Source organism: Methanosarcina sp. WWM596 (genome assembly GCF_000969965.1).
Lineage (GTDB): Archaea > Halobacteriota > Methanosarcinia > Methanosarcinales > Methanosarcinaceae > Methanosarcina.
The window spans coordinates 156,086-181,560 of the sequence record NZ_CP009503.1 but is presented as its reverse complement, the minus strand read 5'-3'; the positions used below and the strand labels follow the sequence as shown (position 1 = coordinate 181,560).

Sequence of the window (25,475 nt, the reverse complement as noted above, 5' to 3'; positions counted from 1 at the left end):
TAGCAATAAAAGTATCAATAATTTTGAAAAAAGAGGATCCAAATGGCCCGAAATATAAAAGTTGAAGAGCTCTTGCAAACCCCCATCGAAAAGCAGCGGATAGAGCTTGTAGAGCGCAAAGGAATAGGGCACCCTGACAGCATATCGGACGGACTTGCCGAAGCCGTAAGCCGAGCGCTATGCAGGGAATATATAACCAAATGTGGAACTGTACTTCACCACAACACTGATGAAACCCAGATAGTAGCCGGAAGATCCAGTCCGAAATTCGGAGGAGGAGAGGTACTGCAGCCCATATATATGCTACTGGTAGGCAGAGCCACTAAAGAATTCGAAGGCGCCGAGCTTGCCACAGAGTCCGTAGCCCTCCAGGCTGCCCGCAAGTACCTGAGAAATACCATGGTGAACATGGATCTTGAAAGAGACGTGATCATGGACTGCAAGCTCGGGACAGGGTCTTCAGACCTCAGAGATGTCTTCAAGAGAGATAGAGTGCCAGTCGCAAATGACACCTCTTTCGGAGTTGGGCATGCCCCATTTTCGGAACTTGAAAATATCGTATACAATACCGAGAGGCAGCTCCTTACTGATATGAAGTCCCGCATGCCCGCAATAGGAGAAGACATGAAAGTTATGGGACTCAGGGATGGGGAAGATATAACCCTTACTATATGCAGCGGCATGATAGGGCGGTATATCGACGACCTGGACAGCTACATAAACATGACTCAGGAAATGAAGACCTATGTGGAAGAGCTTGCAACTCGCTATACTGAGCGGGACGTGAAAGTCCAGATTAACACAGGCGATAACCTGAAAACGAGCTGTGTCTTCCTTACAGTCACCGGAACATCAGCTGAAATGGGAGATGATGGTTCAGTAGGACGCGGAAACCGCTGCAATGGGTTGATCACACCCAACAGGCCTATGAGCATGGAGGCAACCAGTGGAAAGAACCCGATTAACCATATTGGAAAAATCTACAACCTCCTCTCGACACAGATGGCACGGGATATTGTAAAGCAGGTTCCGGACTTACAGGACGTTAATATCAGACTGCTTTCCCAGATAGGAAAGCCCATTGACCAGCCACTTGTGGCAAGCGCTCAGATCATTCCGAAAGAAGGCACCTCCTTTGCAAAGGTAAAGTCAGAAGCTGAAGTTGTAATTGACGACTGGCTTGCCAATGTGACAAAAATCACGGAAATGGTTATCAAAGGAGAACTGAGCACCTTTTAATAAAACCAAAAATATCTGAAGCAAGAAAATATCGAGGGGAACCTTCGGGTTCTTTTCACATATTTTTTACTGCACCTTTCAGGTATTTGCCGAACTCAAGAATTAATAATTCTCAGCTGGAAAGAAGACATTTTCAACTATTAGATGCAGGTTTTCACTTCCCTTGGGGAGCCTCAGAAAAATAAAAATATTTTAATTCAAGGAGATTTTTTAGATAACCTTAACAGTTAGTTTGAACTTCTCCTCGCCTCCAAAGCGGAAAATAGTATAATTACCTTCGATTACCCAGATGCCTGGTTTTACAGCCTCGTATTCCCATTCGTGAATCCCCGGAAGAGTCTTTGTATCCGGGACATCCGGAGTAAACTGTTCCCGGAGCAGTTTGAGACCTTCTTCTGCCTCCATTTTCCATACCGTTTCGGCAACAGAATCTTCCTTACTGTACAGGTGCTCTCCAGGTTGGTCCCTGAGTTTAATCACAAAAGTGTTTCCAAGGTTGATGCTGACCGTATCGGAATTATTGGCGTTTGTAAAGATTTGGGCGACCATATTCCTTACTCCTTCGGTATTTAAAAGTACATTGTATTGTGAGGTATTTTAAGATATATTATATTGTAAAGGTATTTTAAGATATATTGTATTGTAAAATCTGTTCATTTTCTTACTGTAATTATGCATTATGTCCTCCGTAATATACAAAAGTATTTTTGACAAATATGAAAAATGTTATAAATGTCAGCCATAATCTCCCACACCTAGCGAAAACAATAAATACCATCACCATATATGGAGATGGTGCACTGAGGCAGTGTAGCCCTGTGCAGCACTGGATCAGCATCATCGTCCCGCCTTAACTCAGTGGTAGAGTGCGCGGCTGTAGTTCGGCTCGTGCGGGAAATGTCCCGTACATCTCTGCGCAGGCACCGCGATGTCCCCGGTTCGAGTCTGGGAGGCGGGACCTGGAATTTAATCCAGAATCGGAACCAGTCAACGGGAACATTTATATACCAGAGAGACATTTAAGGTTTGCTCGCAGCGCGGGCAAAACAGCAACTAAAAAGACCGAAGTGTCCGGATAGTGTAGAGGCCTATCATGGAGCCCTGTCGAGGCTCCGACTCGGGTTCGAATCCCGGTCCGGGCGTTTCTTTTTTTTCGATTTGGCAACTGTATAAATATTATTATACACAGGTTTCTTGAGCCTGTTTTTATCTAATTTAAAATTTTTGTCAGTGCTATCCAACCCTTATTTAAACCAACCTACGTTTTTAAAAAAAAGGAATAAAGTTGAAGCAGGAGGTTAAAAAATGGGGATTGAGTCCAATACTCCGGATTGCTCCGAAGCAAAAGCCGATAGATTTAGCGAGCTATGCAAGAAGATGGAGAGTACCAGAAAAAAATGGAAGAGGAAACTCTCATTTTTATCAAAACCTCCAAAAGTTTCGCCCTGAAATGGATTAACAGGGAACTGGAAGTAAACACGCCTTCTCTGAAAAACGAAGGTTATTCCGAAAATTCAGAAACCGACAAAAATAAGTTGAATGAACTATCGCGCCTGAAGGAAATGAATTTCAGGGTCCCTCTTATTGTCGAAGAGAACCTCAACCTAGATGAGTACTGGGTTCACAGGAGTCCGCTGTTTCAGACAGACACTTCTCGCGATTACCTTGAGTTTAAAAAAGATAGGATAAAGAGGAAACTGACATCAAGCATTCGAATAATTCTGGGCTGCGCGGCAAAAGTTTTCACTGACCTGAAAAATGAAGATTTGGAAGACAGAATATGGGTTAAAGAGCAGGGAAGAAGAAAATATGTATGCATTCTCAGGTTTTCGGACGAGGTGACAGCTTCTCTTGACCTCTATTTCACGATGTTTGAGGAGCTTTAAATTCTTGGAAACAAAATAAAGGAGATAAAAAAGAAAAACAAAGAAAAAGGAAAATAAAAAAGGAAAAAAGAAAATGAGAAGAGAAGGGGAAAAAGAAAAGAGAAGATGAAAAAGGAAGAAATACCCCGGATCAGGATCCATATACAGACCTGCCTGCAAGCCGACGATAACAACTTTATCTACAAACATCAGAATTACCTTGCATGAAAGAGACAGATTTCAGTACAAAAAAGGTCCTTGAGGAAGCAGGAACAGACGCCTATCTGATGACAGGGAATATTCACAGTGCCGATATTTACTATGTAACCCGCTTCCTGGCATCGGACGAGTTCGTTTACCTGCAGACCAAAAGCGGGAAAGAAGTTATTTTCATTTCGGAAATGGAGCGCGGGAGGGCTGAAATCGAGTCAAGAATTTCAAATATAAAAACCACTCAGGACTTTGGCTACCGCGAAAAAATCAAGGAAAAAAAGGATGTATCCATTGCCTATGCAGCCTGCATATCCGAGCTTCTCCTTGAAGAAAAAGTAAAAAAAATTGCAGTTGCCTACGATTTTCCTGTTTTTTACTCAAACTATCTTACAGAAGCAGGTTTTACCGTAGTGCCTGTAAAAAGCCCTTTCAGAAAAATGAGGAGCGTGAAGGGACCCGAAGAAATTGAAGCCATAAGGTATGCCCAGATGGCTGGAGAAAAGGCTATGATGGCAGCAATTTCTCTGATAGCAGGAGCAGAAGACAGGGACGGTATTCTCTATTTTAAAGGGCAGGTACTTACCGGAGCTAAAGTGAATTCGGCCATTGACCATACTCTGCTGGATTTTGGATGCGAAGCCGAAGAGACAATTGTCTCCTGCGGGGAGGATACTGCAAACCCCCACGGAACTACCGAAGGGCCTCTCAGGGCAAATGCTCCGATCATCCTGGACATATTCCCGAGGAGTAAAAAGAAGCGCTATTTTGCAGATATGACGAGGACCGTGATCAGAGGCGAGGCTTCGGAAAAACTAAAGGCAATGTATGAAACTGTATTTGCAGCCCAACAAAAAGCTCTGGAAATGGTTAAACCTGGAGTCTCAACCGCTGAAATACACAGTGCAGTCTGTGACCTGTTTGAGGTACGAGGCTACCACACTTACAGAAGCGGAGCAACAGCCGGATTCACACACTCTACAGGCCACGGGGTCGGGCTTGACATCCATGAACTTCCCGGCGTAGGAGAAAACGGCGTGCTTCTGGAGGCAGGTAATGTGATAACGATCGAGCCCGGACTATATTATCCGGGAATTGGGGGAATCCGGCTTGAAGATATGGTGCTGGTTACTGAAACAGGGTGTAAAAACCTTACAGGATTAGAGAAAAACTTTGTATTAAAATCATTTATATAAATTATACTACCATATAAATTATACAACCATATAAATTATACAACCATATAAATTATACAACCAGATTGTACTCTTAATTTGCCTTAATTCACCTTAATTTGCCTTTTATAACCCTTAATTACATGAAATAAGCATAAATACAGCAGGAATCTACCATAATAAGAGTTTATAATTATGAGAAATCATCCAGTTTGAGGTTAACATGACAGATAATGTATACAACAGAGAAGATATCCTTGAAAAATACAGAGAAGCAGGCAGGATTTTGAAGATTGTCAGAACTGAAGCCGCAGATATGGTGAAAGTCGGAAACAGCCTGCTTGAAGTTGCTGAATTTGTGGAAAAGAAAACCATAGAACTTGGAGGTAGGCCTGCCTTCCCCTGCAATATCTCAAGAAACCAGGAAGCTGCCCACGCGACTCCCAAAGTAGGGGATAAGGATGTCTTTGGAAAAGATATAGTGAAGCTGGACCTCGGAGTCCACGTAGACGGATACATAGCAGACTCAGCAGTAACTGTGGACCTTTCAGGCAATTCCGACCTTGTAAAAGCCTCTGAGGAAGCTCTTGCAGCAGCCATTGACCTCGTGAAACCGGGAGTCAGCACAGGAGAGGTAGGAGCTGCAATAGAGGAGACGATCCGCAGCTACGGCTTAAATCCTATTATGAATCTCACAGGCCACGGGCTTTCTCAGTATGAGGCCCACGACAACCCTGCAGTGCCTAACAAACATGTAGAAGGGGGAGTTGTCCTGAAGGAAGGAGATGTGCTTGCAATTGAACCCTTTGCAACTAACGGAACGGGCCTTGTACATGACGGCAGCTGGGCAGAGATTTACAGTGTTATACAGAAAAAGCCTGTACGTCTGCCAGCAATCAGAAACGTCCTGAAACAGGCAGAGGATTACAGGGGACTTCCCTTTGCAAAGCGTTGGCTCAATTCAGACAAACTTGATTTTTCATTAATCCAGCTTGAAAAAGCCAGAATTATCCACTCTTATCCTGTGCTTATTGAAAGTGCCGGGGGACTTGTATCCCAGGCAGAACATACGTTAATAATAACCCGGGATGGATGTGAAGTCACAACAAAATAAGCCCTGAAAAAAAACGGAAAAATGAATGTCAGATAAAGGACGAATAAAAGAGTTGAAAAACTTGAAAATATATTCCCTCCTTTCAGCCAGCCTTTTACTGGCCACTTTCTTCATTCCTGCCCTTCTTGCAGAACCCTGCTCTGCTGCCTTTATCCTTGGCAACCATATCACAGTGGAAAAAGCCGGGATGACGTGGAATTACGACGAGAAAATTACGGATAACGAAGCTATTTTTTACAGGAATCTCATAGACAGAGAAACAGGCAACAATGACAATTTTGTTAATGCCTGGGAAATCCTGAAAATGGAGGTTTTTTTAGAGGACAAAATGGAGAAAGCTATAGAAGAAGAACCTAATGTAAGGCTCAACTCAACGTCAGATACTGTTGAATTAAGGGACGTTGAATTCTGGATCTCGAAAGATGCCCTCGGAAGAACTGAAAAAAACTCGTCAATTACAAACCGCGCCAGTGTGACCTATGGGTTCAAAAAAGAAGCAGGTCCCAGAACAGAGATATGGCTGATGAACACTCCGAATTCAAGTGTTACAATTACTCTTCCGCAGGGTCTTGATGCAGAATTAACGGAAGGACTCGACAACAAAAGCCTCGGGTTTGAAAATAACCGTACCTTACTGAGGGGGAATTTCGGCCCTGAAAATAACATTACTTTATGGCTTTCAGAAAATGAAAGCTTTAAAACCGAACCGCTGGATATGGAAATAAATAGGGATAAGAGTGCCAAGAATAAGAGTGTTGAGAATAAGAGTATGGAGAAAAAGAGCGGGACAGGGGTAAACAGGAACCTGAATTCTGGAGGAAAGGCTGAAATAAGTCAAATCACTGAGTTTTTCAAAGATGTCTTCAAAAAAATTAATCGAAACCTGAACGGAACCTGAAAGGAGCCTGAACGGAACCTGAAAGGAGCCTGAAAGGAGCCCAAAAGTTAATCTGGCTTGAAGCTTATTCAGAAAAACATGCTCATTGAACAGATCCCGCTTGAAAACGGATGCGTACTTGGCCTCCGATTTGAGATGCAGAAGTATCCTCTGCTGGTTATAAGGGCAGAGAAGGGTTTTCTGATGTGTGGCTATCTTAATATCAGCGCCGCTGAGGCACTCGGGGATACGGCAGCAAAAGTGAAGGGTGTGCAGAATTTCGAAGATATGCTCAAAACCACTGTTGTTGAGGTAACAAAGTTTGCCGGAGAGCTTGGAATTGAGATTGGAATGACTGGCAGGGAAGCCATGGAAAAAATGTGTTGAAGGATAGGATCTACTTCACAGACAACGTCTTAAATGTATTTCTTACACTCGGACCTATCATACAATGAACTCTTGCAGGCTGTCTCCTGTTCAGGCAACTTTTTTCTTACATGTAAAAACCTGTTTTGAGCTCAAAATTCTGCACAGGACCCAAAGCAACCCACTGGTATATACACGAATAAAAAAACACAAATAAAAAATAGACTTAAATTAAAACACAGGCTCAACACACTTTTAAATATATGATATTTTATATTTTGTCCCCTAACCTGTAAGAATTATTTTGAATCGCGTCGATCCATTTTGACCTGTCTAGAGATCATTTTGAACTATATTAATCAACTTATTTCTGATCATCAATGTTATACGCTTTTGAACTTTCTGGAGAACACGAAGAACTGCCAGCTGCCGAAGTCCTTGCCTGCCTCAAAATTGAGGGGCTTGATTTCCGTCCCTATGCAAGAATCGACCAGTGCCTTGTAGTGGATATCGCAGGCAGAGAAGAGGATATTGAAAGAACCCTCACCGACCCTGTAACTGAAAGGCTGGCAATGACTCACCATATACTAAAAGTTGTAGGGATTACCAAAAACAACCCTGATGCTGTCCTGAAACTTGCAGAAGCCTTTGAACCTGCAGGATATATCAGGGACGGGAAAAGTTTTGTTGTCAGGGCAAAGAGGATCAAACACCATGTTAACTTTCCGTGCGAGTACCTGGAGCAGAAAATTGGAGGATTCATCTACAGGAAAGGGTTCAGGGCAAACCTGAAGAGCCCTGATGTGGAATTTCGGCTCATACTGAGTGAAAAAGCTGTACTTGGGACTCTCCTATCCTCGGTTGACAGGAGCGCATATGAAGCCAGAAATCCCCAGAACAAGCCTTTTTTCCACCCTGGCGTACTTATGCCAAGAGTTGCCCGCGCCATTACAAACCTTTCCGGGATAAAGCCGGGAGAGCTTTTTCTGGACCCTTTCTGCGGCACCGCAGGCATACTTGTAGAAGCCGGACTTATGGGTGCAAGGGTCATAGGAATCGATGCCCAGGAAAAACTTGTCCTCGGGGCTCACATGAACCTTGAAGCCTATGAACTGGACTACATCCTGATGGAAGGGGATGCCTGCAGGATTCCGCTAAAGGATTCTACAATCGATGCAGTCGTCACTGACCCGCCCTACGGAAGATCGGCTGCAATCCTTGCCGGGTCCTTAGAAGAGTTATATTCCAGCGCCCTTGAAGAAATCCACCGTGTCTTAAAACCCGGAGGTATTGCAGTTGTTGTCTCGGATAAGACAGCATTCGAGTACGGGGAGAAGGCAGGACTTAAGGTTCTTGAGATTTATGTACAAAGAGTGCACAGAAGTCTCACACGGATAATAACTATTTTTCAGAAAGATATGGAGTAGAATTTACCGGAGAACTGAAAGAGTAAAGAACAGTAAGAGTAGAAACTTTAGGAAAGATAGCTTTTCATCTTTAAAGATATTTCTCACTCATGGGAGATCAGTTCTTCCAGCACCTCAGCCATTACCCTGTGCCTGAGAATACGTTTGTGGTTCTGCTCACCTGCCCGCTTGATTGAATAATTGTCTTCAATCCATTCTATATTGGCATGAAAGTACCTCTGATTTCACACTCCGGACCCTCATTCAGAATTTCTGATTATGTTGGAAGCAAATATAGCATTTTTGTCCTGTTAAATAGAAGCCAGGGTCCGGAATGTGGACGTGAGGATACTTCGCCTTCACTTAATGTCAGGTTTCTTTTTTTCAACAATTGCGAATATTTCACTAATTATTGAGATACGTTCATCAACCGAAAATATCTCGGTCTCAACAATCTTCCTCCTTTGAACTTCTCCCTTGATATATCCCGTTTCATCTTCGTACATCTCATCATTTGTGATAAGGTGCCATATTATCGTTGCAATTTTCCTTGCCAGGGCAACAATCGCCTTTGCATGTCCAATTGACTTCTTTTTTCTGTTAAAAAACTCTTTTAACTTGCTATTTTTTGTTCTTGCTGCTGCTTGAGCAATCTGTATTAGAATCCACCTTGCTACCTTTGATCCTCTCTTAGTGATCCTTCCATTGTGGTATTTATCTGCAGATTGGTACACATTAGGAACCAGTCCAAGCCATGAAGCAAGCTTGTCCCCTGAAGCAAAATCTTTGAAATCACCTATTTCAGCGATTAAAGTTGCCGCACCAAGTTCCCCTATGCCTGGAACAGATTTTAAAATTTCCATTTCTCGCTTATGATTTCCATAAGCATAATTGAAAATTTCCTTTCCCAAAAGTTCGATTGAATCGTCAAAATTCTTTATTAGCTTCAAACATATCTGAAGCCTGATTGCAGCACTCTGGGAGATTTCTCTGTCCAGAAGCTCTCGGATCTGAGCGCTTTTTTTACGAACATTTGGAGAAAGGTTTTGTATAATCTGGTCAACATTTTTACCTGAAGAGATTCCTGATAATATCTCTCTACCATTTTTTCCAAAAATGTCTGTCAGCACATCTTTTAGATTAAACATTTCAGGTGCGAGAATGGCATGAGCTTCATTTTTTATATCCGTTCTTTTTTGTACAAGTTTGTGGCGAAGCCGAATGTATGAACGATATTCTCTGTGTTTTTTTGGGAAAACTCTTGATGGTTGAACCATGCCATTCAGTGCAAGTTTTGCAATGACTTCGGAATCTATTTTATCTGTCTTTTTATGTGTAAATGCTTTCATGTCGCGAGCATTTCCAACTATAAAAGGCAGATGTTTTATCAATGAATCATGAATAGGGACCCAAAAGTCACTTGTTGATTCACATGCAACAACGTCACATTTTTCTGATGTAACCCAATTTCTAAGGCTTAAAATTCCATCATCGTCTCTCTTGATACGCTGTTGCTGTTTTTCACCGGATCTGCTGAGGATAGTAGCAATCAAAAAACTTTTGTGGATATCTAAACCGCAAGATTTGTTTATTTCTCCTGCCAATTTACATTACTCCATCATTTATAGGACAGTAGAATTACCTAAAAGGCAATTTGGCATCCGTGATCAAAGTCACATTTGAGCCTTCGAGGGCAATTCAATGGTTAGTTTTTCTACGGCTTCGAAGAGCCAAATAAAAGACAACTTTCCTGTCCTAAGAGAATGATGGAGTTAATATACAAAAAAGGTAAGTGAAAAGGACTTTCATTTATTTGGGCATGTTATTCGAAGAATTTCATGTGTGTTTTTCTCCATAGTTTACTCCCATAAGAGTTAATCCATAGGGAGGAGCCGGTTCAATTCCTTCTTCATAAATCTCGGGGTTTAGCATCTGGAGCAACCAATCATTGTCACGCACCCCTTTTCCGATCATTGAGAGGGCGGTCACTATTTTTCTTACCATGTTCCAAAGAAAACTATTGCCAACGACATCAATCTTTGTAATTTCCCCGTCTACACGAACATTGATCCTCTCCAGAGTACGAACAGTACTTTTTTCTCCGTTTGACCTGGAAAAATTTTCAAAATCATGGGTTCCAAGCAGCAGTTTTGAAGCTTCTCTCATCTTTGAAATGTCGTAATCTCCGCCGCTCATCACATAGCGGTAGTGCCTGGAAACTGCGCTCCTCCTGGCATCAAAGTCGAAAGGGACTTCAGAATGGGCCCATGCCCATATGGAGGGAGGAAGTTCGGAGTTGATAACTCTGGGAATTGCCAGGTTCGGTTTGTCTGTATCAAAAGCTACAACCTGTCCGAGGGCATGAACCCCTGCATCAGTCCTACCCGCACAGTTATAGTTAGCAGATTTGGGGCTTTCTATAATCCTGAGATTCCGAAGAGCCTTGAAGAGTTCTTTCTCCACGGTCTCGACATTCGGTTGAATCTGGGATCCATGAAACTCGGTGCCTATGTATGCAAGTTTTAAAGCGACTCTCATCCAATCCCTGATTACTTGGTTTTTTTCTTATAATAGACTTCTCTTACAATTACCAAAAATATTACAAAGATGCACCCGAAAAGGAACCAGATCCCCGGATGAAGAGAAAGGGCATCATAAAGCCCATGAACCCCTCCAAGGTGTGTGAGCCCTTCAGGAGGAACGGAAGGCAGTTCCGGAGTTGAGTCCAGAGTATCCGGGACAGAGACTTCAGCAGCCCCTGATTCCCGGGCAGCGTCCATTTCTGAAGGCAATTTTTCTGCTCCTGAACCGTCCATTACCTGCTGCCCGGCAAAGGTCTCAGGGCTTGCATCCATCACCTCCTTTTCCATTACCTCCTCTTCCATCACCCCCTCTTCCGGCAATGCCTGATCAAAAGTAGAGTTCGAACCTCCGTCTTTAGGGCTCAGCTTTTCATCTTTAACGCTCTCCATAATTGTTGCTTCTGGATAAGTCTCATTTACCGGCCCCGTGATCCCCATCCGCAAAGGAGCAGTGGCATCGACGATACTTTTTGCCCGCAGGTAGACTGAAAGGTACTCTATTCCTGCAGCTGCAAAGAAGGCTGCTCCTATTACTCCCATGTATTTCTGCAGCAAATTTATAATGGAGAGTTTATCCATTGAATTTCTGGAAGGGACAAGGACAATCAGTTTTTCCACAGATTCGTAGATCTTGATCTGCCGCCCTTTCTGGCTCCACTTAATCTGTTTGACTTTAATCAGGTCGGATTCGATCAGAGAATCAAGGTTATATTTGACCGTGGTAAGGGGAAGGTTCAACTCTTCTGCAATATTGGTTGCAGACATGCTTTTCTTCCCAAGAAGTTCGAGAATCTTCAATGATGTTTCGTTGGAGAGGATCTGGGTAAGCTTTCTTGAGTCACCGTTTACAGGGAGAACAAGTACCCTGTTATCCTGCTCCTCGAGTCCAGGCCCCTGGGGAGGCTCACCGGTTTCAGATAAACCGTCTCTATCTTCAAGCCCGTTCATGCATATTTCCTGAGTTAAAAACCTTATTATCAATATTTATCAAGTATACTCTGTACTGTACTTTGCACCGATCTTAATATAAAGTTTTATTTCTACGGTTTATTATAGATCGGCTACTATATTTATATATAGAATCCTGCCCTTAACCTTAAATATAACATTGTATATTCTAATCTAAATTTTCCGCTGGTAGCAATCATGATAACAAAACAGCAGGTTCTTGAATTTCTGAAAAATTACGATTTAGAAAATATTACTATTGCAACAGTCTGTTCTCATTCAAGCCTTCAAATCTTTGACGGGGCGCGAAAAGAAGGCTTCAAAACTCTGGGGATCTGCGTTGGCAAACCACCCAAGTTCTACGAGGCATTTCCAAAAGCAAAACCTGATGAGTACCTTATTGTTGAAAGCTATGCGGACATAATGAATAAGGCTGAAGAACTCAGAAAGAAAAATGTAATCATTATCGCACACGGTTCATTTGTCGCTTATCTAGGTACCGAAAATTTTGCAGAGATAGCTGTGCCTACATTCGGGAACCGGGCTGTACTGGAATGGGAGTCAGACCGGGATAAAGAAAGAGAATGGCTGCTTGGAGCAGGCATCCACATGCCCGGAAAAATAGATGACCCTCATGACATCAACGGGCCTGTGATGGTCAAGTACAACGGTGCAAAAGGAGGAAAAGGCTTCTTCGTCGCAAAAACCTATGAGGAATTCGATGAACTAGTTGACCGCACTCAGAAGTACACTATCCAGGAGTTCATTACCGGGACCCGCTACTACCTGCATTACTTCTACTCCCCAATCCGGAACGAAGGATATACCTTAAGCGAGGGAAGCCTTGAGCTTCTTAGCATGGACCGCAGAGTAGAATCCAATGCCGATGAGATCTTCAGGCTCGGCTCCCCCAGAGAACTTATAGAAGCAGGTATCCGCCCGACATATGTGGTTACAGGAAACATGCCCCTCGTCGCAAGGGAATCCCTCTTGCCTCTTATCTTCTCTCTTGGAGAAAGAGTGGTTGAAGAATCCCTTGGTCTTTTCGGCGGGATGATAGGAGCTTTCTGCCTTGAAACTGTGTTTACGGATGAGCTTGAAATTAAGGTATTTGAGATTTCAGCCAGAATTGTGGCAGGGACAAACCTTTACATTTCAGGTTCCCCTTACGCAGACCTGATTCAGGAAGACCTCTCGACCGGAAGGAGAATAGCTCAGGAAATCAAAAAGGCAGCCCAGACAAACCAGCTGGATAAAATAATATCCTGAAGCTACTGAAATCTTCAGAAGCTTTCAAATAATTATATTTTTCATATGTAGAAAGTACAGCAAAATCCTTGATACCTACATCAATACCAACTGTAGTAGAATCATCAAATTTCGGTTTCTCAGGAAGTTCCTTTCCATCATCTACAAAAACACCAATGAAATACTTTCCAGTTAAGGTTTTAGATAACGTAAAGGCCACTCAGAACGAGATTCAAGCCTGAAAAACTTAAAGATAGGGACTTTTATTAGATCACACCTAAACAAATTATTTTAAGTAGGAATCCGTCCGATACTATCAAGGATGCCTGAGGGAGAGAATAAAAAGTTCAAACCTGCTTTCGGGGGAAAATTCAGCGGGACATTGCGCGTTCTTGGTAATGAAAAAAATGAAGGAAAAGGACTCCTGTTTCTTGGAAACTATATGGCACTTGACCATTCGAGGGGAGCAGCCGTTTATCTGGATGCCCTTAAACCTCATGCTGTTTTGATCTGTGGGAAAAGAGGGTATGGAAAATCTTATACGATGGGATGCATGCTGGAAGAACTTGCCTTTCTCCCTCCTGCCATCAAGGAAAAACTTGCCTCCCTTATCATTGATACCATGGGAATTTTCTGGACAATGAGTTATCCGAATACTTCCGAGGCAGGAAGGCTAAAAAGCTGGGACCTTGCCCCCACGGGACTCGATACCGAGGTTTTCGTGCCGGCAGGAAAGGTCGAAGCCTATAAGACGCGAAACATAGAGGTAAAGCCTTTTTCGATTTCAATCCGGGAGCTCTCCGGAAGCCAGTGGTGCAGGCTCCTCAAGATTGAAGAGGTTTCTCCTCTTGGAATTATGCTCGTAAGGACTATTGAATCCCTCCGGGAAAAAAGTGAACCTTATTCTTTTGAAGACATTATCAGCGAGATATTTCGGGATACACGTTCGGATTCAGCATCTAAAGGAGCTGCTGAAAACTATTTCAGGGCTGTGAAATCCTGGGGTCTGTTTTTAAAGGAAGGGACGCCTCTATCAGAACTAATATCAGGGGGCAGGACAACAGTCCTTGATATAAGCGCCCTTGAAAATGAAAACGTTTGCGCTGCGGCAGTATCAATTCTTGCAGGCAGGCTTTATGCAGAGAGGCTTGAGGCAAGAAGAGCCTATGAAAAGCAGCAGATGGGAGAAAAGCAGGAAGGAAAAGAGTTCCCTATGGTCTGGTTTTTCATAGATGAGGCTCATATATTCGTTCCCGCAGGGACAGAAAGTCTTGCTTCGGAGGTGCTTATTAACCGCTGCCTCAGGCAGGGTAGGCAGCCCGGGCTCTCCCTGGTACTGGCAACCCAGAGACCCGCAAGCCTTCACCCCGATGTTGTCTCGCAGAGCGACCTTCTGATCTGCCACCGCCTCACCTCAAGTGATGATATCCTTGCTCTTGAAACATCGCGGCCTCTTTATATGCAGGAAAGCCTCAGGGCATACCTGAAGAAAATGGGGAGTGAAAGGGGAGCTGCATTGATAATAGATGATCACTCAGAATCTGTCCATATGGTGCGCATCCGCCCGAGGAAGAGCTGGCACGGTGGAGGAGAGCCAAGTGCTCTTGAACCCGGAAGAGGGGAAAAAGAAGAAACAGCTGCTCAAAACCCTCAGCAATTTGCTTAAGGCAGAGAATTTGTTTACAAAAGTTTTCCTTTACTAAAGTTTACCGGGCAAAAGCAGGCGCAAAACGGCAGGAATTGTTAACCTGTTTTATAGCCTGTCAGAAAATAATTTAAATATTACCTGTGATACTTCAACCCTGTGAGTATAGCTGAGTTACAGGCTGTGAACATTTTATCAACAGCGTTTAATTACAGCAAATTACGGTGATTTCATGAAAGGAAGAGCCTGGAAATTCGGAAATGACGTGGATACGGATGCAGTAATTCCCGGAAGGTACCTGATATTTAATACCCCGGAAGAGCTTGCGAAGTATACATTTGAAGGCGTACGCCCTGATTTTGCAAGAAATGTTCATGAAAATGACATCGTGGTCGCAGGAAGCAATTTCGGCTGTGGGTCCTCGCGCGAACACGCACCTCTTGCCCTTAAAGGGTCAAAGGTATCCTGTGTGATCGCAAAGTCTTTTGCAAGGATCTTTTTCAGGAATGCGATCAATATCGGAGTCCCTGTCCTTGAATGCCCGGACACGGACAGGATCGATGACGGAAATGAACTTGAAGTAGACATTGCAACAGGGGTCATTCAAAACAAAACAAAAGGAGAGACCTACCAGGCAACCCCCCTCCCGGATTTCGTCCGCGAGATCGTGGATGCGGGAGGGCTTATAGAGTATGCCCGGAAACTAGTCTCTGAGCAATGAAAAACAGGAAACCTGTCCAGAGACAGCCCTGACCCACGTTTGACATCTCGCATTAAAAAGGCATTTTTGCCTGTAAATTTGAAAGGAGCACAAACATGACGCAGTATAAGATTCCGGTCCTCCCCGGCGACGGGATAGGCCCAGAAATCCTCGCCGAAGGCAGAAAAGTAATTGACGCCGCAGGCGAGAGATTTGGTTTTGATGTAGAATGGATTGAATACCCGCATGGAGCAGATCACTACCTGGAAACAGGAGAACTGATTTCGGAAGAAACCTTAAAGGAATTGTCCGGTTACCCTGCCATTTACCTTGGCTCCATCGGAGACCCGAGGATTGCCCCCGGGGTTCTTGAAAAGGGAATCTTATTAACTGCACGCTTTTACTTTGACCAGTACGTCAACCTGCGCCCGATAAAACTCCTCGAAGGAGTCTGGACCCCAATCAAGGATAAGACCTCAAAAGACATCGACTTTGTCGTGGTCAGGGAAAACACCGAGGACTTCTACGTAGGAATCGGCGGCAGAGCAAAAAAAGGAGAGAGTAAAGACCTCCTTGAAGTCAAAAGGACACTCTACTCCGCAAAATTCGGCCTTGACATCGAGACCGACAGCGAAGAAATTGGGTACCAGATCGGCCTTATCTCAAAAGAAGGTACAAAAAGAGTTATCGAATACGCCTTTGACCTTGCAGAAAACCGGAAAAAACACATCTCATCTGTTGATAAGGCAAACGTCCTTTCCGACATCTACGGCTTATGGAGAGAAGAGTTCAGCGCGGTTGCTGAAAAGCACCCCGGCGTTACCACGGACTTCAACTTCGTTGACGCCATTACAATGTGGTTTGTGAAAAACCCTGAATGGTTCGATGTGGTCGTAACTCCGAACATGTTCGGAGACATCATAACCGACCTCGGAGCCATGATCCAGGGCGGCCTCGGCCTTGCTCCCGGCGGAAACATCAACCCGAACGGGACAAGCATGTTCGAGCCAATCCACGGTTCAGCCCCTAAATACAAGGGTCTGAACAAAGTCAACCCGATTGCCACAATCTGGGCAGGCGCAATGCTCATAGAACAGCTCGGAGAAAAGGAAGCTGCAGACAACATAGTAAGTGCAATCCAGAAAAATATCCTGGACAGCAAAGTCAAAACCTACGACATGGGCGGCAGAAGCACCACCTCAGACGTCGGGGACGACATTACAAGAATAATAAAGGGAGAATAATTCAAATCTCCCTCATTACATTTTCTTTTCAAATTAACGCAGAATTGCCGGAATTCTCCGACTTTTTTTGAAAATCAGAACTATTTTTGATCAAATTTATATCCTGTATCGGAGATAAGAATAAAATTAGTTTTTAAAATTAGTTTTAAAATTAGTTTTTTCAAAAAACTCACACTTGAGGTTTAAAACAATGTCATCTGCACTTCTCCGCATCTATCTGAAACAAAACTCAACCTACCACGGCAAATCCATCCACGAAGCAGTCCTCGAACTTTTGCGTGATTCCGGCATCATCGGCGCAACCCTGCTCAGAGGAATCGAAGGTTACGGGACAGACGGAAAGATCCATACCCTGAAGATCCTGGAGCTGAGCAATGGTCTTCCAGTAGTTGTGGAAGCGGTTGATAGTGAAGAAAAAATTCGGGCTCTAGTTCCGAAGCTGAGAGAAATTGTAGGAAAAGAGCTTATGACGATGCAGGCAGTGGAGATTCTTTAAACGGATAAGGCAGATTTCAAGCCAGAAAAAATTGAAACACAATTAATTCCATTTTTCCAACCGTAGTTCAGTCGAGAAGTGGCTTCCACGAAAACAAGGATTGAAACTCTACTGGACACCTTCCATCCTTATAATTATATTATTCGCGAGCAATCTCCACGAAAACAAGGTTTGGAACTCGGGAAGTAATATACCCCTCTTTTTTCAGTTGCCTTTAAATCCCATAAAACTCCTACTACTCCTCTGATCGATGTGGCACGGAGAAAACAATTTGAAAAACCCCTGCACGGGGATAAGGAAAGCGTGCGCTTTGCAACCCCTGAGCCTATTTCTCGCTACAGGGCGCAGCGCCTGAAGTGCAAGACTCTTGCTGATATCAGCTGCGGGATTGGAGGGCAGACGGTTTTTTTTGCACAGCAGTGCGAGTTTGTATATGCAGTGGAAATCGACCCCGAGAAAATCGAGTATGCAAAACAAAACTGTGAGATGTACGGACTTAACAATGTGAAATTCATCTGCGGAGACGCTCTTGACCCGAAAGTGATCGAGCAGATCCCGGCAGTAGATGTGGTATTTTCGGACCCTTTCCGCCCGGCAGAAGAAGATGAAAGGCATGTCTCAAGCCTTGAGCCCGGAATCCCGAATGTGCTTTCGGCTTACAGGGAAAAGACAGCAAATTTCGCTTTCGAAGCTCCACCCCAGATGCCGCCGGAAAGGATTCCTTTTGACTGCGAAAAAGAGTATATTTCCCTGGAAGGGCAGCTCAACCGCCTGACTCTCTACTTCGGCGATTTAAAACAGTATGACCGGCTTGCTGTGGCTCTTCCTGCAGGCGAAGGGCTGGTCTCGAAGAATATGCCGCTTCCGCAGATCCGAGAAGCAGAAAAGATGAAACTCTGCGCCTATGAACCCGAGCCCTCTGTTGTTGCAGCAGGTCTGCTACCTGAACTTGTTGAATCCATGATGCAGATGGCAGGCCCGATTGTAGGGGCTTTCGAACTTTTCAGGGTTGACAAAAAGAGGCTTTTACTGACTTCTGATGCCCTGATAAAGCAGTCCATGATCAAAAATCACTACTTGGTCCTGAAAGTCACTCCCTTTGAGCCAAGGGAAATCAATAAGTTTCTGAAGGACAGGAATGTTGGGAGTGTCGTACTTCGGGCAGGCGTAAAACCCGAGGACTACTGGGAAGTTCGAAACGAAGTAGAAAAAGGACTTGAAGGGAAGAAAACCATACACCTCTTTGTAAAAGACAGCATTGCAATCCTCTGTGAAGTGCTCTTTAAAACCTGAGGTAATAGGCAATTCTCAAATTCCTTTTTTAATTTCAAAAAATCTGAGAGAGAGAGACAGCCAGAAACTAAAAAAAGTAAAAAAACCGGGCTTTAAAAACCCGGCATCAGTTTTGTTTTTCGGCTCAATCGAATTTGATTGAGCCATCCAACTTGATAAAACCGTTATTTCAGGCTTCTTTGCAGGCATCTTTCACAAGCTCAAGACCTCTGGCAAGAGCATCCTGCATTCTTGTGGGGTCAGTTCCACCGCCCATTGCAAGGGAAGGCTTTCCGCCTCCGCCTCCGCCGACAATCTTCGACATCTCACGGACAAGGCTACCAGAATTGATTCCACATTTTAGGGCTTTTTCTCCGGCAGATGCTACAAGCTTGACGCCTTCAACATCACTTGCAAGAAGGGCAACCACATTTTCGTGTTTCAGGAGTTCCGTAGCCATCTTCTGGAGCTCAAGAGAGTCTGCTCCGGGAACCGGCTCGGCAACAACCCTGAGGCCTGCAACCTCAGAAGCATCCCCGAGCATCCTGTAAACCCTGGTTCGGGCAAGTTCTTCTTTGAGCCTTTCGTTTTCTTTCTTCAGGTCTTTCCATTCCCCGAAGAAACGTTCCACACTTACCGGAAGCTGTTCCTGAGGCACGCTCAGTGTCTTTGCGGAATCAACAAGGAGAGATTCCATTTTTTGCATGGCGCGAACGGCTGCATCTCCGGCTGCAAACTCGATCCTCTCCACACCGTCCTGAATCCTTTCTGTCTTCAGGATTTTGATAGGGCCGATGATTCCAGTACTCAGGCAATGAGTCCCACCACAGGCTTCCACATCGTCTCCGACCTTTACAATCCTGATTTTTTCTCCTGGAGGCACTCCACCCTGATAGAGCCCGAAACCGTATACCTGCTCGGCTTCAGTCCTCGGCATCCATTCCGTAATCACACGTTTGTTTTCCATAACCGTGTGGTTGGCAAGAAGCTCGATTTGCCTGGCTTCCTGAGGAGAGATATGTCTGTAATGGGAAAGGTCAAGCCTGGAGTGATCTTCAAACTTCTGGGCACCAGCCTGCCAGATGTGTTTTCCAAGAACTTTTCTGGCGGCATCATTTACAATATGGGTTGCTGTGTGGTGCCTTGCAAAAGCCATCCTGCGCTTTTCATCAACCTTGCCGGTGATAATATCGCCTTTTGAGATCTCAAGTTCCCTGCCTGGGGTGTCAACCGTATGTACGATTACACCGTCATAGACCTGAACATCCACAACTCTGTACACAGCATCTCCGACAGTGATGGTTCCGATATCTGCAGGCTGCCCTCCACCTTCCGCATAGAAGAATGTGTTGTCCATCACAATATGGTTATCAAACACATCAAGGACAACTGCCTCAAACTCCAGACGGGTGGGCTCATCATAGAAGCGGCGTTTGGTCTTCGGGAGGTGTTTGAGCCTTTCTGCAAAAGGAATTACCTGTTCTTCCTTTTCTTCAGCCTTGTTGTGCAGTTCCCCAATGATAGAATAGAAATTGTCAGGGAACTCCACTCCTACCCCAATTTCGGCTGCAACTTCTTTTGCCATCTCGGGAGGGATTCCGTGTGAATCATAGAGTTCGGTTAACTGGGATAGAGGAATTTTTTCTCCGGTCTTCTTGAAATGGGATGCCGATTTCTGGATGATCCTGCGCCCCCTCTCCATGGTAGCGTTGAACTTTTCCTCTTCGGATTCCAGGATGTCCTGAATAACAGAGAAATTGTTACGGAACTCGGGATACTCGGGCATGTTCTTTATGTGCATGTCCACGATTTCGGAGAGTGGAGTCCTGATATCAAGGTCTTTCATCATGCGCAGCGTCCTTCTCAGGACGAGGCGCGCCAGGTACCCTGCTTTGACATTGGAGGGAATGATTCCGTCCCCGAGCATGAAGGTGAGACAACGCGTGTGGTCAGTGATCGCATAGACCTTTTCTACAGGTTCCATGATAGCCGAAAGTTTGTCCACAGTCATCCCAATGCTTGAGGCAACTTTTTTCCTGAGTTCCATCAGGTTTGCCTTTTCACTGACATCCATAAACCCTGCAAGCCGGGCGTTCTGCGCCAGGATGTTTGCATACTCGGAGTTATCCAGTTCATGTTCCAGCCCTGCAAGCCCCATGAGTTCATTTACTATGCCAGGGAAAAGAGCGTCATAAATCGTAGGAGACCCCTTTGAAGCCCAGGCAAAACGCTCGAGCCCATATCCGGTATCCACGATGTAGTTATCCATCTTTGAATAGGTCTCGCCCTTGATCATGACATCTCCTTTTTTGTCGGTCTTCAGATCCATGAAAACGAGGGTTGCAAGCTCGAGGCCATTCACAATGACTTCCACACAGGGCCCGGCATTGCCTCCGCCTGCCCAGGGTTCTTCTTTGTAGGTTACGGCGAAGGGGTCTACCTTAAGAGAGTTCAGGAGCTCGTCACAGAGTTCCAGGGTATGTTCCTTCCAGTAAATTTCATTGTCCCTTTTGTTAAAAGCGTGGTGCGCCATCATTTCAAAAGTTGTCAGGTGGCGCCCGCTCCTGCCCACCGAGTCCAGGTCGTTTAACCTGATACAGGGCTGGGAAATGGTAAGGGGGTTTGCAGGAGGTGGAACCTGCCCTGAAGTTACAAAGGGCTGGAAGTCTGCAATTGAAGCGATGGTAAGGTAAATATCGTCTCTCCAGCGGGCGACCACAGGATAGCGATCAATCCTTGTGTGCCCTCTTGCTTCAAAGAAGGAGAGGTAGTATTCGCGCATCTCTGAAATATTAAATTCCCTGGAAAAGACAGGGCTCCCTATAAAAGAATAAGGGTCACAGGGCGCGTCTCCGCACGTATTTCTTTCAGGGTCACGTGTCCAGAAGAATTTGCCACATTTCTGGCACTGCTTCCGGACGAAACCGTTGTTTTTGAAAAAGTCAAGTTGATACTCATCTTCAAGCATAATAATCTCTCCGGATGGTGGGGTGCGATCTGCCCCACTGTGTCTTAAAATAAAAGTAAAGCAGAAGTATCCCAGCTCAACCGTCTCAATGGGGGTTTCAGGCACTTTTGTGCTTTGATGATCTTAATGCGTTTATCCGTTTACATACAGCGGTATGGAAGTCAACCTCATAATAGTGAGGTCCTGTAGGCTTGTGTACGAATAAACTTAACAGCTAATTGTTTTTCAATATAAGTAACTTACATAATAATGATGAAATTTACATAACTTACATAATAATGATGAGATTTACATAATACTGATGAAATATATAATAATATGAAATAATAGATCATATTTAAACAGATCCACACTTACGAACCTTAACTATTAGAGGCACTTCTACAGAAAAACTTTGTTCTTCATTATGAGACATAAAAAAGTGTTATTTTCCTCCAGAGGTGAACTTCTTGCCTGTAAAGCAACCCGAAAAAAACGATATTGCAGGGAGAAGGTTAAAGGGGACATACTTCAGCTACTTAAGTACTCTCGATTAGATCTCAATTATAATGCTGTTACTCAAAAGCTTCGACTTAAACAACGATAATCAAGTAACGATAATCAAGTAACGATAATCAAGTAACGATAATCAAGTAACGATAATCAAGTAACGATAATCAAGTAACGACAATCAAGTACGCCTTCTCCCTGAAATTATTACCTGTACAGCACAACTGTTCTGCCGCGCACATCAATCAGTGTGGATCTTGTAGATACGGCGATCTCATCTGCGATAGTTTTCAAATCTTTTCCTTCTTCTGCGCTCTTGAGCACCCGGACCTTTACAAGCCTGTTAACTTTCAACTTATTATTCAGTTCTTCGATCAAAGATTCAGTGACCCCATTCTTTCCAATATTAAGAATAGGACTTATCTTGCTTGCATCGGATTTCAGCTGGTATAGTTTTTCTTTCTCCATTGCCCTTCCTCACATCGTTAATGATAAAACTCGCCTGCTAATTATAAAAAGCTCACATCATCAATGTGATAAGAAATGCACAACATCGATGAAATAATTCCTTCTACCTTGAAGCTAGTTTACCCTTGAGTATGATTTCATCCATTCTCACCGGCATCTATATCAAAGTTTCCCGGTTAACCTGATTTAAGGAACATCTGGTTTTCAGTTTTATCAGTTACTTCTTTTTCACCTACATTGTGGCTTTTTGTGCTGGCAGATATCGAACCTGAACAGGAATTTCAAATAAATTCGGCATCTTTATTATCGGCTTGATATTCATTAACGCTATAAAGAACCAAACACGAAAAATAAAACCCCTCTTCCACTTCCGGGAGGTGACCGTAAATGAACCCAAACTTGCTTGATTTGATCCTGTTTTCAGAGAAGAGAAAAGATTTTCTCCTGCTGCTGAAAGAAGGACCAAAGAATGCCCAGGAGATTCTTGACAGGCTTCAGGTTCCAAGAACCGCTCTCCTTCCCCAGATAAAGAAGCTGAAAGAACAAAACCTTGTAATCCATGAAGAAGGAATGTATCGCCTCAGCCTGATAGGAGAGATTATTATAGAGAAAATGCAGCCTCTTCTTGATACCCTTGAGGTTTTTGAGAAAAATGAGGAGTTCTGGGCAGACAGGAAACTCACACCTATTCCCCCTTACCTTATGAAGCGGATCCGCGAACTTGGGGATTATCACCTGATAGAACCGGACCTGAGTCATACTTTTGACCTTAACCCGGAATTCGTGAAGCATACTTCTAACTCGAATCATATCCTCATGTTTTTCTCTTATTTTCATCCCCAATTCCCTGCTTTCTTCCTGGAACTTGCCAGAAGAGGCACTGAAATATCCCTTGTCCTGAGTGAATCTGTATACTCACGGCTTGCAGAAGATTTCAAAAAAGAAGGAGCGGAGTATCTCAGAATGGAGAACACAAATCTCTTTATTCTGGACAAAAAAGAAGTTGAAATCCCTGCAGTCGTTGTGTCTTCTGACAAAATAATGCTTATGGGGCTGTTTAATGAAAGCGGAAGATTTGACCGCCAGTATATAATAAGCTTCGAACCCGGAGCAATAGAATGGGGAAAAGACCTGTTCGAATACTTCAGAGATATGAGCAGAGAGGTAAGGAAGTATTGAGGATGGGTTTTGAAATTTTTGAGTTTGGGTTTTATGTTCAGGAAGCGACTATAATTCCCCAAAAATACCGGGAGAGGAATCGGACCTCTTTCGTTCGTTCTTTGCCATAAGCACCAGGCATATCCCTATAAAGGGAAGCCCAAAGCCTACATATATCAGAAGCATGTTGTGGACCAAGCCATGTGGAAGATCTATGAGTGAAAAAGTCTCCATGAAGTAAATGAGACCGGTTATAAACGCATAAATGCTGACCACCTTAGCTACTGTAACGTATTTTTTTGCTGATCCTCTCTGTTCTTCGGGCACGGAGAGGATGAATAGTGCAGAAGCTGGTGCTGCAAGCACAAGAAGGAGCACAAACAGTTTTTCTGAAAAAAACAGGCTTAAGATCAATGTGAGAATAACAATAAGAAGGGGGAGTCCCAGAAACCATTTATCGGACTTTCTCTGGTTGAGGGCAACAAAATAAAGTGATCCAAAAACCGAAAGTGGATATAGTACGGCAAAAGCTGTAGTTATGCCATATAAAGCCGGTTCATAACTATGAGTTCTAGCTAATGCAATTGTTCCTGCTATCCATACAAAAAAATAACAAGCAGAAGTACAGAGCAATGCTATATTGTATACCATCTATTAGAAAATGGTTTTGAAGAGATTTATCGATATCCAATGATTGAAACAAATTATATGTGTGAACTTCAACCGATTTTCTTAAAAATAAATATAAGGTTTATATCCAGCATCCTTTATTTGCATAAATAAGGGAAGGTAAAAGGGAATTACTTTTTTGCTGTTATTGTTTTACCTGTTTGCTTTTCCACCTTGCTTGTTCACCACCTTTTAAAGAGCTTCTCGTAAGTTTCTCCTAAATCAAAAGGGCTCCCTGCCAATTATGCTTCTTCCAAGTTTGCAAGTTAGATCCGGGTGGGGGTGGAGTGTTAGATGCTTTGGGTTCTTTTATGGGGACGAAGGGCAAGATTTTCCATTTTTATTCATCAGTTTCTATCAGTTTTTATCAATTTGATAGATTTTGATAGATATTGATATTTGCTTTCCGATCAAATCGATTGATTATAATTGATTAGAACGTTTTTGGACTCTGGTCCAAAATCTAATGATTTATTAATTATACATTCATCAATGGATTTTGGTACTGAGTCCGTTTTTACCTCTAACACTATCGATATATTTCAATGTAAAAAGGCGCAGCCCGGAAAAAGAAACCAGGAAAAAAGGAGGGAATTATTCCCTTACATGCCTGACAATGTGCCCGGCTTCAGGAATGATAATCTTAGAAAGGGCAAGCTTCACCGCATTCGGGGACCCCGGCAGGCAGAATACAGCCTTTCCTTTTATTACACCTGCCGACGCCCGGGTAAGGATTACCGACGTCCCTATCTCTTCAAAGCTTTTATATCTGAAAAGTTCCCCGAAGCCAGGGATTTCCTTCTCAAAAAGAGGAGCTACAGACTCGATAGTGAGGTCTTTTGGAGCAAGCCCTGTGCCCCCGCTTGTTACAACAATATCCGCAGAGCTGCCAAGAGCGGCAAAAACGGCATCATGAATTGCATTCTTTTCGTCAGGCACAAGCCTGTAGAAAGAAACGGTGTTTCCTGCGGCCTCAAGAAGTTCTTTCATAGCTTTTCCAGAAAGGTCTTCCGCCCCATCAGGAGAAACTGCATCCCCATACTTTTCGTACCTTGAGGTCGAAATTGTAATTATGGCAAAAGAATAAGATTTTCTGGCGTCTTTTTTGTGAATTTCAGGAATGGATTCTTTCATGAAAACGGCACTCTCCAATATATTCAGATAATTCTCCTGTTATGGGTATCCGGTTCAATATCCACATTTATGATTTTCATATAATACTTTTCTTCCTGTTTACCCTGTATCCTGTTCAGTTTCCACATTATGATTTTCATATAATACTTTTCTTCCTGTTTACCCTGTATCCTGTTCAGTTTCCACATTATGATTTTCATAT

General features: G+C 43.7%; 22 protein-coding genes, 2 tRNA genes and 3 pseudogenes. 16 read left to right on the top strand and 11 right to left on the bottom strand.

The features are described 5' to 3' along the window. Window positions 1–42: 42 nt before the first annotated feature. Window positions 43–1,239 (top strand): methionine adenosyltransferase, encoded by a 1,197-nt coding sequence (locus tag MSWHS_RS00815; protein WP_048125233.1) that lies wholly within the window; start codon window positions 43–45, stop codon window positions 1,237–1,239. A gap of 210 nt (window positions 1,240–1,449) precedes the next feature. Here the strand turns inward: MSWHS_RS00815 and MSWHS_RS00810 are convergent, their stop codons facing one another. After that, window positions 1,450–1,788: a protease inhibitor I42 family protein gene (locus tag MSWHS_RS00810; protein WP_048125231.1), complete on the bottom strand. Its 339-nt coding sequence runs from the start codon at window positions 1,786–1,788 to the stop codon at window positions 1,450–1,452. Window positions 1,789–2,083: 295 nt separating this feature from the next. Between MSWHS_RS00810 and MSWHS_RS00805 the strand changes: the two genes are divergently transcribed. From MSWHS_RS00805 to MSWHS_RS00770, 8 genes are all read left to right on the top strand, one after another. After that, window positions 2,084–2,197, top strand: a tRNA-Tyr gene (locus MSWHS_RS00805). Between the two features lie 111 nt (window positions 2,198–2,308). Further along, window positions 2,309–2,381: transfer RNA gene (locus MSWHS_RS00800), tRNA-Asp, on the top strand. A 225-nt stretch (window positions 2,382–2,606) separates the two neighbouring features. Beyond that, entirely contained in the window at window positions 2,607–3,125 is a 519-nt protein-coding gene (locus MSWHS_RS00795; RefSeq protein WP_231585525.1) for a hypothetical protein, read from the top strand. A gap of 203 nt (window positions 3,126–3,328) precedes the next feature. Then, window positions 3,329–4,510 carry a Xaa-Pro peptidase family protein gene (locus MSWHS_RS00790; protein WP_048125221.1) on the top strand — a complete coding sequence of 394 codons (1,182 nt, stop codon included), beginning with the start codon at window positions 3,329–3,331 and terminating at the stop codon, window positions 4,508–4,510. 202 nt (window positions 4,511–4,712) lie between these two features. Next, window positions 4,713–5,603, top strand: a complete 891-nt coding sequence (map, locus tag MSWHS_RS00785) for a type II methionyl aminopeptidase (protein ID WP_048158643.1) — start codon at window positions 4,713–4,715, stop codon at window positions 5,601–5,603. Between the two features lie 25 nt (window positions 5,604–5,628). Further along, on the top strand, window positions 5,629–6,501 hold the full coding sequence (locus tag MSWHS_RS00780) for a hypothetical protein (RefSeq protein ID WP_048158642.1): 873 nt from the start codon (window positions 5,629–5,631) through the stop codon (window positions 6,499–6,501). 78 nt (window positions 6,502–6,579) lie between these two features. Continuing rightward, a complete protein-coding gene (locus MSWHS_RS00775; protein ID WP_048159518.1) occupies window positions 6,580–6,867 on the top strand; it encodes a YunC family protein in 288 nt (95 codons plus the stop codon). A 359-nt stretch (window positions 6,868–7,226) separates the two neighbouring features. Next, the gene (locus tag MSWHS_RS00770; protein ID WP_048125215.1) at window positions 7,227–8,273 is read left to right on the top strand and encodes a TRM11 family methyltransferase; all 1,047 of its coding nucleotides are present in this window, start codon (window positions 7,227–7,229) and stop codon (window positions 8,271–8,273) included. An 83-nt stretch (window positions 8,274–8,356) separates the two neighbouring features. Here MSWHS_RS00770 and MSWHS_RS19845 read toward each other — a convergent pair. The 4 genes and pseudogenes from MSWHS_RS19845 to MSWHS_RS00755 form a co-directional block, all read right to left on the bottom strand. Continuing rightward, window positions 8,357–8,476: pseudogene (locus tag MSWHS_RS19845) on the bottom strand (tRNA pseudouridine(38-40) synthase TruA); the annotation flags it as partial. 135 nt (window positions 8,477–8,611) lie between these two features. Beyond that, on the bottom strand, window positions 8,612–9,856 hold the full coding sequence (locus MSWHS_RS00765) for an IS110 family transposase (protein ID WP_048158641.1): 1,245 nt from the start codon (window positions 9,854–9,856) through the stop codon (window positions 8,612–8,614). A gap of 244 nt (window positions 9,857–10,100) precedes the next feature. Then, window positions 10,101–10,790: pseudogene (gene truA / locus MSWHS_RS00760) on the bottom strand (tRNA pseudouridine(38-40) synthase TruA); the annotation flags it as partial. Between the two features lie 11 nt (window positions 10,791–10,801). Beyond that, window positions 10,802–11,782 (bottom strand): transcriptional regulator, encoded by a 981-nt coding sequence (locus MSWHS_RS00755; RefSeq protein WP_048125211.1) that lies wholly within the window; start codon window positions 11,780–11,782, stop codon window positions 10,802–10,804. Window positions 11,783–11,980: 198 nt separating this feature from the next. On the opposite strand from MSWHS_RS00755, the gene MSWHS_RS00750 reads away from it, so the two are divergent. Next, window positions 11,981–13,051, top strand: a complete 1,071-nt coding sequence (locus MSWHS_RS00750) for a formate--phosphoribosylaminoimidazolecarboxamide ligase (RefSeq protein WP_048125209.1) — start codon at window positions 11,981–11,983, stop codon at window positions 13,049–13,051. Between the two features lie 16 nt (window positions 13,052–13,067). Here MSWHS_RS00750 and MSWHS_RS19840 read toward each other — a convergent pair. Then, window positions 13,068–13,220, bottom strand: a pseudogene (locus tag MSWHS_RS19840) (RNA-guided endonuclease TnpB family protein); the annotation flags it as partial. Between the two features lie 132 nt (window positions 13,221–13,352). Here MSWHS_RS19840 and MSWHS_RS00745 point away from each other — a divergent pair. From MSWHS_RS00745 to MSWHS_RS00725, 5 genes are all read left to right on the top strand, one after another. Next, window positions 13,353–14,696 (top strand): ATP-binding protein, encoded by a 1,344-nt coding sequence (locus MSWHS_RS00745; RefSeq protein ID WP_048158640.1) that lies wholly within the window; start codon window positions 13,353–13,355, stop codon window positions 14,694–14,696. Between the two features lie 211 nt (window positions 14,697–14,907). Continuing rightward, window positions 14,908–15,396 carry a 3-isopropylmalate dehydratase small subunit gene (locus MSWHS_RS00740; protein WP_048125205.1) on the top strand — a complete coding sequence of 163 codons (489 nt, stop codon included), beginning with the start codon at window positions 14,908–14,910 and terminating at the stop codon, window positions 15,394–15,396. Between the two features lie 95 nt (window positions 15,397–15,491). Then, entirely contained in the window at window positions 15,492–16,619 is a 1,128-nt protein-coding gene (locus MSWHS_RS00735) for an isocitrate/isopropylmalate dehydrogenase family protein (RefSeq protein WP_048125203.1), read from the top strand. Window positions 16,620–16,809: 190 nt separating this feature from the next. Continuing rightward, window positions 16,810–17,115 (top strand): DUF190 domain-containing protein, encoded by a 306-nt coding sequence (locus tag MSWHS_RS00730; protein ID WP_048125202.1) that lies wholly within the window; start codon window positions 16,810–16,812, stop codon window positions 17,113–17,115. A 252-nt stretch (window positions 17,116–17,367) separates the two neighbouring features. Then, window positions 17,368–18,408: a methyltransferase domain-containing protein gene (locus tag MSWHS_RS00725; protein ID WP_048125199.1), complete on the top strand. Its 1,041-nt coding sequence runs from the start codon at window positions 17,368–17,370 to the stop codon at window positions 18,406–18,408. Between the two features lie 169 nt (window positions 18,409–18,577). On the opposite strand, the gene alaS is transcribed toward MSWHS_RS00725, so the two are convergent. Both alaS and MSWHS_RS00715 read right to left on the bottom strand, forming a co-directional pair. Further along, on the bottom strand, window positions 18,578–21,355 hold the full coding sequence (gene alaS, locus MSWHS_RS00720) for an alanine--tRNA ligase (RefSeq protein WP_048125197.1): 2,778 nt from the start codon (window positions 21,353–21,355) through the stop codon (window positions 18,578–18,580). A gap of 696 nt (window positions 21,356–22,051) precedes the next feature. Further along, on the bottom strand, window positions 22,052–22,312 hold the full coding sequence (locus MSWHS_RS00715; protein ID WP_048125196.1) for a YhbY family RNA-binding protein: 261 nt from the start codon (window positions 22,310–22,312) through the stop codon (window positions 22,052–22,054). 387 nt (window positions 22,313–22,699) lie between these two features. Here MSWHS_RS00715 and MSWHS_RS00710 point away from each other — a divergent pair, with 387 nt between their 5' ends. Then, window positions 22,700–23,491 carry a winged helix-turn-helix domain-containing protein gene (locus tag MSWHS_RS00710; protein WP_048125195.1) on the top strand — a complete coding sequence of 264 codons (792 nt, stop codon included), beginning with the start codon at window positions 22,700–22,702 and terminating at the stop codon, window positions 23,489–23,491. Window positions 23,492–23,539: 48 nt separating this feature from the next. On the opposite strand, the gene MSWHS_RS00705 is transcribed toward MSWHS_RS00710, so the two are convergent. The 3 genes from MSWHS_RS00705 to MSWHS_RS19835 form a co-directional block, all read right to left on the bottom strand. After that, entirely contained in the window at window positions 23,540–24,121 is a 582-nt protein-coding gene (locus tag MSWHS_RS00705; protein WP_048125193.1) for a hypothetical protein, read from the bottom strand. 612 nt (window positions 24,122–24,733) lie between these two features. Beyond that, window positions 24,734–25,273, bottom strand: a complete 540-nt coding sequence (locus tag MSWHS_RS00700; protein WP_048125191.1) for a molybdenum cofactor biosynthesis protein B — start codon at window positions 25,271–25,273, stop codon at window positions 24,734–24,736. Window positions 25,274–25,296: 23 nt separating this feature from the next. Beyond that, window positions 25,297–25,473 (bottom strand): hypothetical protein, encoded by a 177-nt coding sequence (locus MSWHS_RS19835; RefSeq protein WP_156148040.1) that lies wholly within the window; start codon window positions 25,471–25,473, stop codon window positions 25,297–25,299. Between the last annotated feature and the right edge of the window lie 2 nt (window positions 25,474–25,475).